The organism is Aeromonas sp. 2HA2 (assembly GCF_029237345.1).
GTDB lineage: Bacteria > Pseudomonadota > Gammaproteobacteria > Enterobacterales > Aeromonadaceae > Aeromonas > Aeromonas salmonicida.
This window is the reverse complement of record NZ_JAACGB010000002.1, coordinates 206843-221950: the sequence shown is the minus strand read 5'-3', so window position 1 is coordinate 221950 and position 15108 is coordinate 206843. Positions and strand designations below refer to the sequence as shown.

At 61.3% G+C, this 15108-nt stretch carries 18 protein-coding genes; 6 read left to right on the top strand and 12 right to left on the bottom strand.

What is annotated here, in order from left to right:
• Nucleotides 1-15 precede the first annotated feature (15 nt).
• From cysW to GWQ29_RS04435, 4 genes are all read right to left on the bottom strand, one after another.
• The gene (gene cysW / locus GWQ29_RS04450; RefSeq protein WP_275918840.1) at nt 16-909 is read right to left on the bottom strand and encodes a sulfate ABC transporter permease subunit CysW; all 894 of its coding nucleotides are present in this window, start codon (nt 907-909) and stop codon (nt 16-18) included.
• Entirely contained in the window at nt 906-1745 is an 840-nt protein-coding gene (gene cysT, locus GWQ29_RS04445) for a sulfate ABC transporter permease subunit CysT (protein ID WP_192896063.1), read from the bottom strand. The genes cysW and cysT overlap by 4 nt, the downstream gene beginning before the upstream one ends.
• Nucleotides 1746-2023: 278 nt before the next feature.
• Nucleotides 2024-2599 (bottom strand): alpha/beta hydrolase, encoded by a 576-nt coding sequence (locus GWQ29_RS04440; protein WP_275918839.1) that lies wholly within the window; start codon nt 2597-2599, stop codon nt 2024-2026.
• Between the two features lie 68 nt (nt 2600-2667).
• Nucleotides 2668-3669, bottom strand: coding sequence for a sulfate ABC transporter substrate-binding protein (locus tag GWQ29_RS04435; protein WP_275918838.1), 1002 nt, complete (start codon nt 3667-3669; stop codon nt 2668-2670).
• 208 nt (nt 3670-3877) lie between these two features.
• On the opposite strand from GWQ29_RS04435, the gene GWQ29_RS04430 reads away from it, so the two are divergent.
• From GWQ29_RS04430 to GWQ29_RS04410, 5 genes are all read left to right on the top strand, one after another.
• Nucleotides 3878-5140, top strand: a complete 1263-nt coding sequence (locus tag GWQ29_RS04430; protein WP_275918837.1) for an MgtC/SapB family protein — start codon at nt 3878-3880, stop codon at nt 5138-5140.
• 79 nt (nt 5141-5219) lie between these two features.
• Complete coding sequence (locus tag GWQ29_RS04425; RefSeq protein ID WP_005313735.1) at nt 5220-5810, top strand: sugar O-acetyltransferase; 591 nt, start codon at nt 5220-5222, stop codon at nt 5808-5810.
• Nucleotides 5807-6148 carry a DUF1294 domain-containing protein gene (locus GWQ29_RS04420; protein WP_021138873.1) on the top strand — a complete coding sequence of 114 codons (342 nt, stop codon included), beginning with the start codon at nt 5807-5809 and terminating at the stop codon, nt 6146-6148. Before GWQ29_RS04425 ends, GWQ29_RS04420 begins: the two co-directional genes overlap by 4 nt.
• A gap of 175 nt (nt 6149-6323) precedes the next feature.
• Nucleotides 6324-6536 carry a hypothetical protein gene (locus GWQ29_RS04415; RefSeq protein ID WP_111588049.1) on the top strand — a complete coding sequence of 71 codons (213 nt, stop codon included), beginning with the start codon at nt 6324-6326 and terminating at the stop codon, nt 6534-6536.
• Nucleotides 6537-6738: 202 nt separating this feature from the next.
• On the top strand, nt 6739-7194 hold the full coding sequence (locus GWQ29_RS04410; RefSeq protein WP_275918836.1) for a hypothetical protein: 456 nt from the start codon (nt 6739-6741) through the stop codon (nt 7192-7194).
• A gap of 66 nt (nt 7195-7260) precedes the next feature.
• On the opposite strand, the gene GWQ29_RS04405 is transcribed toward GWQ29_RS04410, so the two are convergent.
• The 4 genes from GWQ29_RS04405 to GWQ29_RS04390 all read right to left on the bottom strand — a co-directional run bounded on the left by GWQ29_RS04405 (nt 7261) and on the right by GWQ29_RS04390 (nt 9385).
• Nucleotides 7261-7902: an FMN-binding negative transcriptional regulator gene (locus GWQ29_RS04405; protein WP_275918835.1), complete on the bottom strand. Its 642-nt coding sequence runs from the start codon at nt 7900-7902 to the stop codon at nt 7261-7263.
• Nucleotides 7903-8154: 252 nt separating this feature from the next.
• Entirely contained in the window at nt 8155-8670 is a 516-nt protein-coding gene (locus GWQ29_RS04400) for a DUF4865 family protein (protein ID WP_275918834.1), read from the bottom strand.
• 5 nt (nt 8671-8675) lie between these two features.
• Nucleotides 8676-9068: a tautomerase family protein gene (locus GWQ29_RS04395; RefSeq protein ID WP_275918833.1), complete on the bottom strand. Its 393-nt coding sequence runs from the start codon at nt 9066-9068 to the stop codon at nt 8676-8678.
• On the bottom strand, nt 9059-9385 hold the full coding sequence (locus GWQ29_RS04390) for a carboxymuconolactone decarboxylase family protein (protein WP_005891792.1): 327 nt from the start codon (nt 9383-9385) through the stop codon (nt 9059-9061). The genes GWQ29_RS04395 and GWQ29_RS04390 overlap by 10 nt, the downstream gene beginning before the upstream one ends.
• A gap of 96 nt (nt 9386-9481) precedes the next feature.
• On the opposite strand from GWQ29_RS04390, the gene GWQ29_RS04385 reads away from it, so the two are divergent.
• Nucleotides 9482-10375, top strand: coding sequence for a LysR substrate-binding domain-containing protein (locus GWQ29_RS04385; RefSeq protein ID WP_275918832.1), 894 nt, complete (start codon nt 9482-9484; stop codon nt 10373-10375).
• 128 nt (nt 10376-10503) lie between these two features.
• On the opposite strand, the gene argH is transcribed toward GWQ29_RS04385, so the two are convergent.
• From argH to argB, 4 genes are all read right to left on the bottom strand, one after another.
• Complete coding sequence (argH, locus tag GWQ29_RS04380; RefSeq protein ID WP_111588055.1) at nt 10504-11889, bottom strand: argininosuccinate lyase; 1386 nt, start codon at nt 11887-11889, stop codon at nt 10504-10506.
• Between the two features lie 193 nt (nt 11890-12082).
• Complete coding sequence (locus tag GWQ29_RS04375; RefSeq protein WP_275918831.1) at nt 12083-13318, bottom strand: argininosuccinate synthase; 1236 nt, start codon at nt 13316-13318, stop codon at nt 12083-12085.
• Between the two features lie 70 nt (nt 13319-13388).
• Nucleotides 13389-14300 (bottom strand): ornithine carbamoyltransferase, encoded by a 912-nt coding sequence (locus GWQ29_RS04370; protein WP_265461943.1) that lies wholly within the window; start codon nt 14298-14300, stop codon nt 13389-13391.
• A gap of 25 nt (nt 14301-14325) precedes the next feature.
• Nucleotides 14326-15105 carry an acetylglutamate kinase gene (gene argB, locus GWQ29_RS04365; protein WP_058395388.1) on the bottom strand — a complete coding sequence of 260 codons (780 nt, stop codon included), beginning with the start codon at nt 15103-15105 and terminating at the stop codon, nt 14326-14328.
• Nucleotides 15106-15108 lie beyond the last annotated feature (3 nt).

Sequence of the window (15108 nt, the reverse complement as noted above, 5' to 3'; positions counted from 1 at the left end):
GCCTCTCTCGCAATATCAGTGGGGCTTGTCAGGCTGCACACGTAGCCGGGCCAGCAGGGTTTCGCCCAGCAGGGTGAAGATCCCGAACAGGGCCAGCAGGCTTGCCACCGCGAAGGCGGCGCCGGTCTGGTACTCGTTGTAGAGGATCTCGATATGCAGCGGCAGAGTATTGGTCTGGCCGCGAATATGGCCGGAGACCACTGAGACAGCCCCAAATTCCCCCACAGCCCGGGCGGTACAGAGCAGCAGGCCATACATCAGGCTCCAGCGGATACCGGGCAGGGTGACACGCCAGAACATCTGCAGACCGCTCGCCCCCAGCATGATGGCCGCCTCCTCCTCTTCCGGGCCACGGGCCTCCATCTGGGGCAGCAGCTCGCGCACCACGAAGGGCACAGTAATGAAGGTGGTGGCCAGAATGATGCCCGGGGTGGCGAAGATGACCTTGATGTCGTGCTCGCTCAGCCAATCGCCAAACCAGCCGCGACTGCCGAACAGCAGCACCAGCATGAGCCCGGCGATCACCGGCGAGACAGAGAACGGCAGGTCGATGAGTGTGATGAGCAGCTGCCGACCGGGGAAGCGGAAGCGGGCTATGGCCCAGGCCGCCGCCAGCCCGAACAGCAGGTTGAGGGGCACGGCGCAAAGCGTGACCAGGGCGGTCAAGCCCAGGGCGCTCAGGGCATCCGGCTCGCTGATGGCGTGCCAGAAGAAGGCGATCCCCGGGCTCAGCGCCTGAATGAAGACGGTGGCCAGCGGCAACAGCAGCAGAGCGGCAAACCAGCCCAGTCCAAGGGCAATGAGCAGCCATTTGACCCAGACGGGCTCACGCGTGACGGAAGGGTGGCGGGCCAGCGGGGCTGGCGCCACACCCTGGACCAGATCCAGTGTCGAGTTGGATGCGCTCATACGCGAGTCCCTCCTATGCGTGCCCAGCTCCAGGCCTGCAACTTGTTGATGAGCAATAACAAAATAAATGAGACCAGCAGCATGACCACGGCGATGGCAGAAGCACCTGCATAGTCGTACTCCTCCAGATGACTCATGATCATCAGGGGGGCAATTTCGGAAACCATGGGCAGGTTGCCGGCGATAAAGATGACGGAGCCGTACTCCCCCACGCCACGGGCAAACGCCAGGGCAAAACCTGTGAGCAGTGCCGGGATCAGGGTTGGCCACAACACCCGCAAAAAGGTTTGCCAGCGGTCAGCCCCCAGGCTGGCGGCGGCCTCTTCCTGTTCCGTCTCTGCCTCCCGCAGCACTGGCTGCAGGGTGCGTACCACGAAAGGCAACCCGATGAAGGTGAGGGCAATCACCACGCCGATGGGGTTGTAGGCAAGCTCTATGCCCAGTGGGGCGACCCACTGTCCGATCCATCCGTTGGGGGCGAAGATGGCGCACAGGGCAATACCGGAGACGGCGGTGGGCATGGCGAACGGCAGATCGATCAGCGCATCCACCAGCCGGCGACCGGGGAAGCTGTAACGCACCAGTACCCAGGCGAGGATCAGGCCAAACAGGCTGTTCAGCAGCGCCGCGATGAAAGCGGCACCGAAACTCAGGCGAAAGGAGGCGAGCACCCGGGGTGAGCCGATCACCTGCCAGAATTCCCCCGCAGTAAGATTGTTCACCGCGAACAATACCAGCGCCGAGAGCGGCAGCAGTACCAGGATACCGAGATAGAGCAGGCTGAAGCCGAGGGTCGGACCAAAGCCTGGCAAGACGGAGTAAGAACCAAATCGCATAACGCTTCCGTTTGTTATGAAAAACATTCGATACAGCGATTCTGCGCACGCCTGTTTGAGACAACAAACACCAATAACGCCTTTGCTAAGCACTTTTTTATCTAACCAGGGCGGCACTGGTTTTTAGCGCCATAAAATGAAAAAAAAGGTCTTTTATATAAATAAAAGACCTAAAAAATGGAGCGTCGTGCAATGTACCAAGCAATCAAAATCAGGCTGTTGTCATGTCGGGTGCTTTCTCTCCTTCTCTGCAAATTGAACGGGTATTGGCAACCCTTTCACCGAAAACTGAGGGCCGCGCGCCGCTCCCACACCGCCGGCGTCGGCGCCACCACCATCTCGGCCCGCCGATAGAGGGTGCCGAGCAGGTTGAGCCCCTGGTGCCACTCGCCGTGGCCGGACTGGGCATTGAGGTGGCCCACCTCGCCTGCATCAAACAGCGGCACCTGCCACTGCCGGCTCCAGTATTCGGCCCGCTCGAAGCTCATCCAGGGATCGTTGCGGCTGGCCACCAGCTGGGCCGACACCTTGAGCGAACCGGCCAGCGCCTCATCCACTATGCCGAAATGGGCAGGATCCGCCGGCGCCACGATAAAGAGCGAGGCCACCTTGTCGGGCTGCTGGCGCGCCGCCGTGATGGCCGCCAGGGCGCCGAATGAGTGGGCCACCAGATGGGCCCGGCCGCGCCGGCTGCGCAGCTTGCTCGCCAGCTTGGCGCTCCAGACCGTCAGGTCCGGTTTGTCCCACGGCAGGCCAACCATCCGCTGCCAGTGGGGGAAATATTGATGCCAGCGGCTCTGCCAATGATCCGGCCCACTGTTGTGCAGACCGGGAACCAGGAGGATCTTGTTCATCTTGGTGCTCCTATCAGCTGGCACAGGGGCCAGTGCGGGGTGAACATGCCACAAGGAAGCAGGGTGCCTTAGCCGCCCGGCTGGTAAATCTGGTCAAACAGCCCGCCTTGGGCGAAGTGCTTCTGCTGGGCCTTGTCCCAGTCCCCTTCCAGATCCTTGACGGTAAACAGGGTCAGTTGCGGGAACTGGGCTGCCGTCTCCTTCTGGATCGCCGGATTGCTGGGACGGTAGTGATACTTGGCGATGATGCGCTGCCCCTCGTCAGAGTAGAGATACTCAAGGTACCCCTTGGCGACAGCCTCGGTGCCATGCTTCCTGGCCACCTTGTCGACCACGGCCACCGGAGGCTCCGCCAGGATGGAGACGGACGGCACCACTAGTTCAAACTTGTCGCTGTTGCCCGCCTGACCCAGCACCAGCAGGGCTTCGTTTTCCCACGCCAGCAAGACATCGCCGAGACCGCGCTCGATAAAGCTGGTGGTGGCACCACGGGCACCTGAATCCAGCACCTTGACGTTCTTGTAGAGATCGCCGACAAACTGTCTGGCCCCCTCCTCACTGCCGCTTTTCTTCAGGGCATAGCCCCAGGCCGCCAGGTAGTTCCAGCGCGCCCCGCCGGAGGTCTTGGGGTTGGGGGTGACGATGGCCACATCCTTGCGCACCAGATCGCCCCAATCCTTTATCTGCTTGGGATTGTCCTTGCGCACCAGGAAGACGATGGTGGAGGTGTAAGGAGATGCGTTGTTGGCAAGGCGACTCTGCCAGTCGGCGGCGATAAGCCCCTCCTTGGCGATGGCATCGACGTCATAGGCCAGCGCCAGCGACACCAGATCCGCCTCCAGTCCATCCACCACGGCCCGCGCCTGCTTGCCGGAACCACCGTGAGACTGGCTCACCACAACATCGTCACCCGTCCTGGTTTTCCACTCTTTGGCAAAGGCGGCGTTGTACTCCTGGAACAGCTCGCGAGTCGGATCGTAGGAGACGTTGAGCAGACGGATCTCGGCGGCATTGGCCTGACCGAGGGCCAACAGGGAGAGCAGGGTCAGGGCTGTCATTCGTAGTTTCATGGTGATACTCCATATCCTTGGGTTGAATGCAGCATGCCGCGGGCTTGTTATGCCGAGAACCAAGAAATAACGCTTTGCTTATCTCTTTTGCTCATATCAATCCGCCGCACGGCCCCACTCGCACACTCTGTGAGCCATGCCTCTCTGCCCCGGTACAGCCTGTGCCATCATGGGTTCAAGGCAATCACACAGCGAAAAGGAAGTCGTTATGTGGATCAATGCAGACCCCGTCAATGGCGCCCTGGTGTCGCTGGCCATCGGCCTCATCATAGGGCTGGAGCGTGGCTGGCAAGTGCGCCAGCTGGGGGACAACCAGCGCATCGCCGGGATGCGCACCTATGGCCTCATCGGCCTGCTCGGCGGCGTCTGCGCCCTGCTGTTGCCGACCCTGGGCCCCTGGCTGCCGCTGCTCGGTCTGCTGGCGGTGGTCATGGGCTGCGGCCTCTCGGTCTGGCTGGCCCAGCGCTGGCAGGGGGAGTTCGGCCTCACCAGCTCGGTGGCCATGCTGCTCACTTATCTGCTGGGGCTGATGTCCGTGCTACTGAGCCCGAGCGAGGCGGTGGCCTGCGCCGTGCTGGCCGCTCTCTTGATGGGGCTCAAGGGCAAGATCCAGCAAGGGATGCTGTTTCTCAGCGAAACCGAATTTCACGCCACACTGCGCTTTCTGCTTATCTCCCTGGTGCTGCTGCCGGTGCTGCCCAACGAGGAGATGGGGCCCCTCAATGCCTTCAACCCCTTCAAGATCTGGCTGATGGTGGTGGTGATCGCCGGCATCTCGTTTTGTGGTCACTTCGCGGTGCGTCTGCTCGGCACCCGCGCCGGGCTTGTGCTCACCAGCATGCTGGCGGGGCTCGCCTCCTCCACCGCTCTCACCTTGCAGTTTGCCCGCCTCAACAAGGAGCAGGGCGGGCTGGAACGGCTGCTGGCCACCGGCATACTGCTGGCGGGGGCCACCATGTGGGTGCGGCTGCTGGTGCTGGTATTGCTGATCCACAAGGGGCTGGCGATGCGCCTCGCCGCTCCCCTGCTGCTGCTGGCAGTCATTGTCTACGGCTTTGCATTCTGGTTCTGGCGCCAGCGGGAAGCGCTGACCGACGGGCCCGTACAGCCCAGAACCAGCAATCCGCTGGATCTCGCCACCGCCATCAAGTTCGGCCTGCTGCTGGCGCTGATAGGTTTCATGGCAACACTGCTGCAAAGCCGGGTGGGTGACTCGGGTGTCTATCTGCTGGCACTGGTGTCGGGGATCACGGACGTGGACGCCATTACCCTGTCGCTCTCCCAGCTTTCCCACAAGGAGCTGGGGCTGGAGGTCGCGGCCCGGGGCATACTGCTGGCAGGGCTGGTCAACTCGCTAGTGAAAGGTGTGTTGGCACTGGGTATTGGCGGGCGCCGGCTGGGACTCATGGTGCTGCTACCCTATCTGGTTTCTGCCCTGCTGATCCTGCCGCTCATCTGGCCAAGCGCCTGATCTTGCAGCAAGTGACAGCCTGACGCTGCAAGACGGGTGGCGTATACTGGCCCCTCTTGGCACATGAGGAGAGACGAGCATGGCAAGCGACTGGGACAAGATACTGGCGGGCGGCGCCCTGGATAGCCAGAGCGAGGAGATAGCGAATGACAGGATCCGGGGTCAGGCGCTGCTGGCACAACTCAATGCGTCATCCGCCGGGGATCACCCCCTGCGCCAGCGCTTGTGCGGCGAGCTGTTCGGCCACTGTCCCGCTTCCAGCTGGATAAGCACTCCTTTCACTTGTGAATTTGGCCGCAATATTCACATAGGTGAGCAGACCTTCTTCAACTTCAACGTCACCATTCTCGACGTGGGTGAAGTGCATATTGGCAACCATGTGCTGCTGGCCCCCAACGTGCAGATCTACACGGCCACCCACAGCATGGATTACCTGGAGCGCCGCAACTGGACCGCTTACAACAAGCCGGTACATATAGGCGATGACTGCTGGATCGGCGGCGGCGCAATCATCTGCCCCGGAGTCACCATAGGGGCGCGCTCCATCATAGGGGCTGGCGCCGTTGTGACTCGCGACATCCCCGCCGACTCGGTGGCAGTAGGCAACCCCGCTCGCGTGATCCGCAGTCTGAGCCCTGACGCCCCCCGTGGCTGGGAGCTGGCACTGTGATCTGGCTCGCCCTGTTTCCCCTGCTCTGGACCGCCTGGCTTGGCCTTGTTGACGCCAACTGGTGGCCGCTCGCCATCCTCACCACCATGAGCCTGCTGACGGTACTGGCCTACGCCCACGACAAGCGGCAGGCCATTCGCGGCGGCTGGCGCATCCCCGAATCTCGCCTCCATCTGCTGGAGCTGTGCGGTGGCTGGCCCGGGGCCCTGGTCGCCCGTCACTGGTTGCGCCACAAAACCCAGAAGGGCAGCTACCGGCTGGTGTTCTGGTTTATCGTGCTGCTGCACCTCACCCTGTGGGGACTCTGGCTCGGACGCCCCCTCTGGCAGGGTGTCTGAGGGGACAAGACCCGCTACCACCACAAACATGGCTGGCATCAAGTTCCTGGCAACGGATGGCATAAGCCCGGGTATCACAGGGCTCATGCTCACCACCAGAGCGGGCATTGCGGCCCCTCACCGGGTATGAGACAACAGAGCCATTTCTCGCGTATTTATCGACAAGGAGTCACTCATGACCATGTGGACAGGCATAGTCCTGATCGTCTTTATCAGCATGCTGTTCGGCTATCTCACCAAACGTGCCCGCTACCAGCTGGGAGATGCCCGCATCACTGACCGCCTCGGCAAGCAGGATGTGATCATCAACAAGTTGCAGGAGCGTATTGCCAACCTGGAAGCCATCGTCATCGAAGAGGAGAAGCGTCGCCCCTTCAGGGACCTCTGATCCGGCGACCTCGGCGGCAAACCGGCCAGCCTGGCGCTGCAAGGGTTTGCCGCTTCTCCCGCAATCCTTCCCCTTCCCCCTATAGCCCCAAAAACTAAATTCACAGCAGGATCAGCACCCTGTCTTCGATTGCTTAATTTTTCGCCAACCTGGCTCAATCCCTGCTCTGTCATTGTCATCAGCCGTACCGGAGAGTGACATCATGATCAGCACCCTGCTTCCCATCGCCTCGATAGCCCTCAAGCTGGGCAGCTATCTGCTGAGCAGCAACGCCAAAGCCCAGCCCGAACCTGAGCCGGTACAGGAAGAACGCCTGCCCCCCACAGTCCAGAGCCTGTTCCAGCGGCTGGGGGTCAAGGATGCCGACAGCGAGCAGAACCGCCCCGCCATCAACCAGTTTATGAGCGAGCTGATGCAGACCCTGGGTCAGGAAAACAATGGCCACTCTCTGACCGAGGCCATAGACACAGCCCGCAACCAGCTCGCCAACGGCACCCAAAGCACCCGCTTGGATGCCCTGCAAAGCAGACTCGATACCCTCAAAGGCGCACTGGGCAGCAGCGATCTGAACCTGGATCAACTGCTAAGCGCCTTCAAGCAGACCCTGCCCAATGGCAAGGGCGAAGGGGTCGGCAAGCTGCTCAATGCCAGTGCCTGATTGAAAATAAACACATAAAAACGGCAACCTTGGATTGCCGTTTTTATTGAGACCAGACGGGATAATCTATTGCTGTGGCAGCGACTGTGGTGGACTCAACATAGACTCTGCCATCTCTACCAGCCCGCGATCTTGCAAGGTATTGGCCGCGCCCTGACGATCCGCCGCCTCCTTGTTCTGGCTCAGTTTGAACTTGCCGACCAGCTCGGTTATTTCAATTTCGATGCCGACCACGGCCTGCACTCTGGCCTCAATATATTCCCTCGGCGCATCCGCCATCTTCCAGGGGGCAGGCTCGGCGGATTCATGACGCCGCGTCAGGTTCGCCAGCAGCCGGCGCACGAAGCGCGCATCATCGTGGATACGAATTCGGCCGTGGGCGTGTACCACGCTGTAATTCCAGGTCGGCACCTGCTGGTGATGCACTTGCTTGCTCGGATACCAGCTGGGGGAGATATAGGCATCCGCGGCCTTGAAGATCACCAGCACCTCGTCGCCATTGCTGGCCTCTTGCCAGAGCGGGTTGTTGCGGGCGACATGGGCGCGCAATACGCCCTGCTCCCCACTCCCGGCATCCAGCTCGAACGGCAGATGGTTCGCATCCAGCCCCCGCTCACCGTGGGTGATCAGGGTCCCCAGCGGATGGGCCAGGATCAGTTGATGCAGCGATGCGAGGTCGGGCGTTTCGAAATGGGATGGCAGATACATGCTGGCTCCTTTATCCGGGGTGGTGTGTCCGTACGCAATGTCTCGAGATCATGCCCTGCCTGGCAAGCGCCGTCATCTCGAATCTGCCTGCCGACATCCTACGAGGACCTTGATCGTATGGGGCTGGCAACGACCATCAGGCATTCAACACCAGCACTTCACTGCAAACCAGATTTAACACCGTATGCTGGTGAAGCATCAGGTCAAATGACGAGTGAGGACATAGATCCCCCTCATGTCGTCGTTACCCACTCAGGCTGGAACTCCTTTGGCGAGATAACCAATGTGATAGACGTCGGCCCCTGGCGGCATCGTCGGCGGCAGCGACGGCAGGAAATCCACCTCCAGCCATTGCCAACGGGAAACATCCCATCCGCTCAGCATGGCCCCGGTGTGCAACTCGGCCAGGCTGCAATGCGGCGCAATGCGGGTGCGCCGCAAGATGGCCACCCTGGCCTGGTCAAGCGCCTCCATCTGCTGGGCTGACAGCAGATGCCAGGTCTCGATATGGGGCCAGCCAAAGTGCCTGGTGAGCGCCGCGAAGCCCTCGCTGGCAAGGAAACTGTGCATCGCCTCGACGCTTTGCCACACATAGAAGGGGGCATAGCGATTCTCCCGGCATGGCAGTGCGGCCTCGTCATGGCGGCCATAGAGATAGGCCTTGAACAGCAAGCCGGGAAAGCCGTCGAGTTTGGCGCCATTGCTGGCGATACGCTCTTCGATAAGCCTCATGTCGTAATCCGCCGGCAGGGTGAATCTGTAATGCATGGCGATCATAAGATCACCCCCTGCCGAAACATCATACCCCGTCCGAAACTCCACTCCTCGCTGCCGTTCAGCTGAATGACCACCATGAGGTTGTCGGGGTGAATGTCCATGTCTGCGTGCAGACGCTCGGCAAGCCGCAGATAGAGTCGCTGCTTGACCTCAGTGCTGCGCGGCCTCCCCGCCAGGATCTGGAAGAGGATGAAGTCTCCGTCCCGCTGGCCGGTCTGATAGTGGGGATGATAAACAAGCGCCTTGGCTGGCAAGACCTCCAGGATCTGGAATTTGTCCTCCCGCGGTACATCAAACACCTCCACCAGGGTCTCATGATAGAGGTCGGAGAGCTGTTGCAGGCGCACGTCACTCATCCCCTCGCGCAGAGTGATACGGGTCAGCGGCATGGGTGCGGCTCCTCACGGCTGGGCAGGTAGCTCACGGCGGTGACCGCCGCAGGCAATCCGGCGTAGAAAGCGAGATGGGTGAACAGCTCCTCCAGCTGCTCCCGTGTCAGGCCGTTTTGCTGGGCAAACGCTATGTGCCACGGCAGCTGTTGCACCCGGCCCAGCGATGCCAGTATGGCCAGGGTGATCAGGCTGCGTTCGCGCGCAGACAGGGCGGGCCGCTGCCAGATATCGCCAAACAGCGTCTCTTCCGCCAGCTGGGACAGTCTCGGCGCTGCCAGCGCCAGGTCGTCACGATCAAGAACAGGATGGGTCATGGCAATCTCCTTGGTTGGTGAAGCCACTCTCTATCACTGCTACAATTTTAAAAATCAAAACGTTCAAGACAAACAATCCCGATTATCAGGACTATCATGCAACCCCTTCCCCTGAACCTGGATCTCGATGCTCTGCGCAGCTATGTCCTTGGGCTGGACTGTGGCAGCTTTGCGCTGGCGGCGCAGCGGCTGTGCCGTTCCACCTCGGCGGTCAGCGCACAGTTGAAAAAACTCGAACAGCAATGCGGTACCGAACTGGTCATGAAGAGGGGCCGCCACCTGGTCCCGACGGCCAGTGGCGAACGACTGCTGGGATATGCCAAACGGCTGCTGGAGCTCAACGACGAAGCCGTGCTTGCCCTGAAAGGGGAACTGCTGCAAGGGGAGATCAGGCTGGGGGTTCAGGAAGATTTTGGTGAATCCCTACTGCCTGCCGTGCTGGGCCCCCTCTGTCGTCAGCACCCCGCGCTGCGCATGACGACGCGCATCGATCGCAATGCACAGCTGATGAAAGGTATCAGGGAGGGAACCCTCGACATGGCCCTGGCCTGGCAGCACCCGGAAGAGAGGATGGACGCCCATCTCATCGACATAGTGTCACTCCAGTGGATTGCTCACCCGAACTGGGATCGGGCGCCCCTGCTGGCACGCGGAGAGCCCTTGCCCCTGGTGCTCTTCGATGCCCCCTGCCTGATGCGTTCACGGGCCATCAAGGCTCTGGACGATGCAGGTATCCCGTGGCGCATCGCCTTCACCAGCCAGAGTCTGGGCGGGATCTGGGCGGCCTTGCAGGCAGGGCTAGGGATCACAGTGCGCTCTGCCATCGGCATGCCGGCCTCTCTCTCCCCGTTGGCCGATGTGCTGCCGTCGCCGGGCACGCTGGGGGTCGTACTGCTGGGAGCAGGCAATGGATCCGGTGAGGCCGAACGCCAGTTGCAAAGCCTGCTCACCCAGGCGGTGCAGCGGGCCCATGCCACGCACCAGAGCTGAGGATACGGTCTCTTTTTCCTGGCATCTGGGCAGGCAATCTCCCTCCCCTTTATTCATCATCAGGCAAACAAAAAACGGCAACCCCTGGGGTTGCCGTCTTGTGCTCATGGGAATCAATCCGCTTTGCTTTAACCCGCCCGCTTGGCCAGCCACTGTTCGGCGGCGGTGAGGGCCGCATCCACCAGCTCGCGGGCGACGCCGCCTTTGGCGACCCGCTTGGCCAGCGTCGCTTCCAGCTCCAGGTTGGGATAGACATCCTCGCCGATGACGGGGCTGAAGCGCTGGAACTCGGGCAGCGAGAGATCTTCCAGCGGCTTCTTCACCTCAAGCGCATAGACCACTGTCTCGCCGACGATATGGTGCGCCTCACGGAAGGGTATCCCTTTGGCCACCAGATAGTCCGCCAGCTCGGTGGCATTGGCATAGCCGCCCTGGGCCGCCGCCTTGGTACGCTCGACGTTCACCTTCAAGTCGATCAGCACCAGCGCCGCCATGTCCAGGCAGTCGTGCCAGGTGTCGAGGGCATCGAACAGCCCTTCCTTGTCTTCCTGCATGTCCTTGTTGTAGGCCAGCGGCAGTGCCTTCAGGCTCATCAGCATACCCATCTGGGCGCCGACCACCCGCCCTGTCTTGCCACGAATGAGCTCAAGCGCATCCGGGTTCTTCTTCTGCGGCATCAGGGAGGAACCCGAGGTGACCGCATCGGAGAGCTCGACAAAGCCCGCCTCGCCGGTGTTGTAGAAGATGAGGTCTTCGGCAAAGCGCGACAGGTGGGTCATGGAGAGGGACGCCACGTGCATCAGCTCCACCACGTGATCCCTGTCCGACACCGAATCCAGGCTGTTGCGGGTCGCGCCGCCAAAGCCCATATCCAGCGCCAGCGCTTCACGGTCGATGGCATAGGCGGTACCCGCCAGGGCGCCGCAGCCGAGCGGGCTGGTGTCGAGGCGCTTCAGGGCATCCTGCAGACGGGAATAGTCCCGCTCCAGCATCTCCACATAGGCCAGCGCCCAGTGGGCGAAGGTGACGGGCTGGGCGCGCTGCAAGTGGGTGTAGCCCGGCAGCACGGCAGCCTGATTGGCACGGGCAGAGGCGACCAGCCCGGATTGCAGGGCACTGATGGAGCCGAGCAGCAGCTCCCCTTGCGCCTTGCACCAGAGTTTGAGGTCGGTGGCGACCTGATCGTTGCGCGAGCGGCCGGTGTGCAGCTTCTTCCCAAGATCGCCGACGGCGGCGATGAGCTGACTTTCGACCCAGGAGTGAATGTCTTCGGCATCGGAATTGAGGATCTGGTGGGGATCCTGCTGTACCGAGGCGAGCAGCACTTCCATCGCCTGTTGCAGCTTTCCTTGCTCGTCGGCGGTCAATACGCCCACTTTCACCAGCGCCTTGGCCCAGGCCATGGAGCCCTGGATATCCTGCTCCGCCAGCCGGTAATCGAACCGCAGCGAATCGTTGAACTGCTTGAACCGGCTATCGGCTCCCTGACTGAAGCGTCCACCCCAAAGTGCCATACTACTCTCCTTGAATGCGTTGTCGGCGGCGCCTTGCGCCGTCGAGCTTGAAATCGTGCCCTGTTTTTCTGCGAGCCTGTTATCTCACAGAAGCGGCCGAGGCGCTGCCGCTCTGCTCACACCCCGCCATATGGGAGGGCTGATAAAAGAGGGGGCCATGCCCCCTCACCTGTATCAGCGGATTGGCGTCAGCTTAGCCGTGGGTGTGGTCACCGCCGATCGCCTGATGCTGCTCCTTCATGGCGCGGATCCGGCTGGCCAGGGTGTAGAGACGGATAAAGCCTTCTGCATGGCTCTGGTCATACACTTCATCGGCACCGAAGGTGGCGAAGTCTTCGGAGTAGAGGCTGTTCGGCGACTTCTTCTGCACCGCAGTGACCTGACCCTTGTACATCTTCAGAATGACTTCACCGTCGAGATCCTCGGCGATGGCATTGGCGGAGGCGACAATGGCCTTGCACAGCGGGGTGAACCAGCGACCGTCATAGACCAGGTGAGAGAACTCGGCACCCAGCTTTTCCCGCCAGGCGCGGGTCGGTCTGTCCAGTACCAGCTCTTCCACGGCGCGCAGTGCCGCCACCATGACGGTGCCGCCCGGAGTTTCGTAGCAGCCACGGGACTTCATGCCCACCATGCGGTTTTCGGTGATGTCGATCCGGCCCACGCCGTGCTTGCCGGCACGCTCGTTCAGGGTGGTCAGGATCTGGTGCGGGCTCAGCGGCTGGTCGTCCACGGCAACCACTTCGCCTTTGGCGACGGTCAGCTTGACGTATTCCGGCTCGTTCGGTGCCTGCTCGGCAGAGACGGTCCACTGCCAGACCGCTTCGGACGGCTCGTTCCAGGTGCTCTCCAGCTCGCCACCCTCGGTGGAGATGTGCCAGGCGTTGGCATCACGGCTGTAGATCTTCTTCAGAGTCGCCTTGCAGGGAATGCCGCGGGCTTCCAGATAGGCCAGCAAATCTTCCCGGGAGCGCATGTCCCACAGACGCCAGGGGGCGATCACTTTCAACTGGGGTGCCAGGGCAGCCACGGCACCTTCGAAACGCACCTGATCGTTGCCCTTGCCGGTACAACCGTGAGAGATGGCATCGGCGCCTTCCGCCAGGGCCGCTTCCACCATCGCCTTGGCAATGATGGGACGGGCCATCGAGGTGCCCAGCAGGTAGGTGCCTTCATAGACGGCGCCGGTTTTCAGGGTCGGATAGACGTACTCTTTGACGAACTCTTCCCGCAGATCCTTGACGATGCATTTGACCGCACCGGACGCGATGGCCTTTTGCTCTATCCCTTCCAGATCGTCACGCTCCTGACCCACGTCGGCGACGAAGGCGATGATTTCGGCATCGTAGTGCTCTTTGAGCCAGGGAATGATGGCCGAGGTATCCAGTCCGCCCGAGTAAGCCAGTACGATCTTGTTGATTCCGCTCATTTTACTTCTCTCCATGATGATTCGATAAGGTGTTGTAATTCAGGGTCGGTGGCCGCGTTGCTTACTTACGCTACTTGTTGCCAAGCAGGGTCAGCAGCACGGCGTTCTGGATATGCATCCGGTTCTCTGCCTCATCCATGATGAGGGAAGCAGGTCCGTCCATGACGTCGGAAGTGATCTCCAGCTCCCGGTGCGCCGGCTGGCAATGCAGCACGTGCTGGATGCCGGTGCGCTCAAGCAGGGCCTGGTTGATCTGATAAGGCATGAAGATATCTTTTACCTGCTCCATTGGTGTGTTGTCACCCATGGAGACCCAGGTATCGGTATAAACCACGTCAAACCCTTCAATGTCGCCCACGTCATCACTGATGTGAATGGTGGCGCCGGAATCGGCCGCCAGCGCCTGGGCCTGCAGGAAGATCTGGGTATCCGGGCCATAGCCTTTCGGGCAGATCAGGGTCACGTCTGTACCCAGGGTCGCCCCCAGCAGCAACAGAGAGTGGCTGACGTTGTTGCCATCGCCGAGGTAGGCAAGCTTCACCTTCGACAGATCGTCGTAATGCTCGGCAATGGTCATAAAGTCGGCCAGCCCCTGACAGGGGTGGTAAAGATTACACAGGCTGTTGACCACGGGCACAGAGCCGTAGGCTTGCAGGTCAACCAGGGTCTGGTGATCGAATACCCGCGCCACTATAGCGTCACACCAGCGGGACAGGTTGGCGGCGAAATCCTTCACCGATTCCCGCTTGCCCAGGGCACCGTTCTGTTGATCCAGATAGACGCTATGGCCGCCGAGTCTGGCGATGCCGATGTCGAAGGTCACCCGGGTGCGCAAAGAGGGCTTCTCGAACAGGGTAACCACGCTCTTGCCCGCCAGCGCCTGGCTGTACTTTTTCGGGTCGGCCTTGACCGCTTTCCCCAGCGCTATCAGCGCCTCGATCTGAGCCTTGCTCAGATCACTATCTTTCAGAAGATGTTGCATCGGAGGTTCCTTTTTCCAGCCAGGGTTAGAGGGTGACTTGGGTGCCGACGGCACCGCCAGCCAGCAGCTTGAGCAGTTGATCCGGGTAACGCCAGCTGGCAACACAGACCGGCTTGCCGAGGGTCTCGGCGGCGTGCAAGGCGGCTTTCACCTTGACCGCCATGCCATCGCTGATCACGCCCTTCTCCATCAGATCCAGTGCGGTTGCCTTGTTCAGCTGCGGCACCAGCTTGCCCTTGCCATCCAGGATGCCGCTCACGTCCGACAGCATCACCAGATCGGCGCCGAGCGCCTCGGCGATGGCGGTGGCAGCCTGATCCGCGTTGACGTTCATCAGCTGGCCGTCGGCCGTGATGCCGATGGAGCTCACCACGGGCAGGAACCCCTGCCCCAGGATACCGGTCACCAGTGCCGGGTTGCCTGGCTGGCAATCACCGACCGCACCGAGATCCGGATCGAGCTGGGTCACCTGGCACAGACCGCCATCGGCGAGGCACAGACCCACGGCCGGAATGCCGGTGGCAATGGCCTTGGCCATCATCTGCTTGTTGGCCGTCCCGGCCAGCGCACCCGCAATGAAGGGGATCTGCTCGAACGGGGTGACCCGCAGGCCGTTCTTCTTGGTGGAACTCAGGCCCAATCCCTTGAGCAGGTCATCCACCAGACAGCCGCCACCATGTACCAGCACCAGGGGTCTGTGTTGCTCATCCAGAAACGTTTTGAGGGTGCCGAACAGGGCGGTCAGCGCCTCGTCGTTCTCGATCAGGGCGCCACCCAACTTGATAACCAGTGTCTGCTTGTCCATATC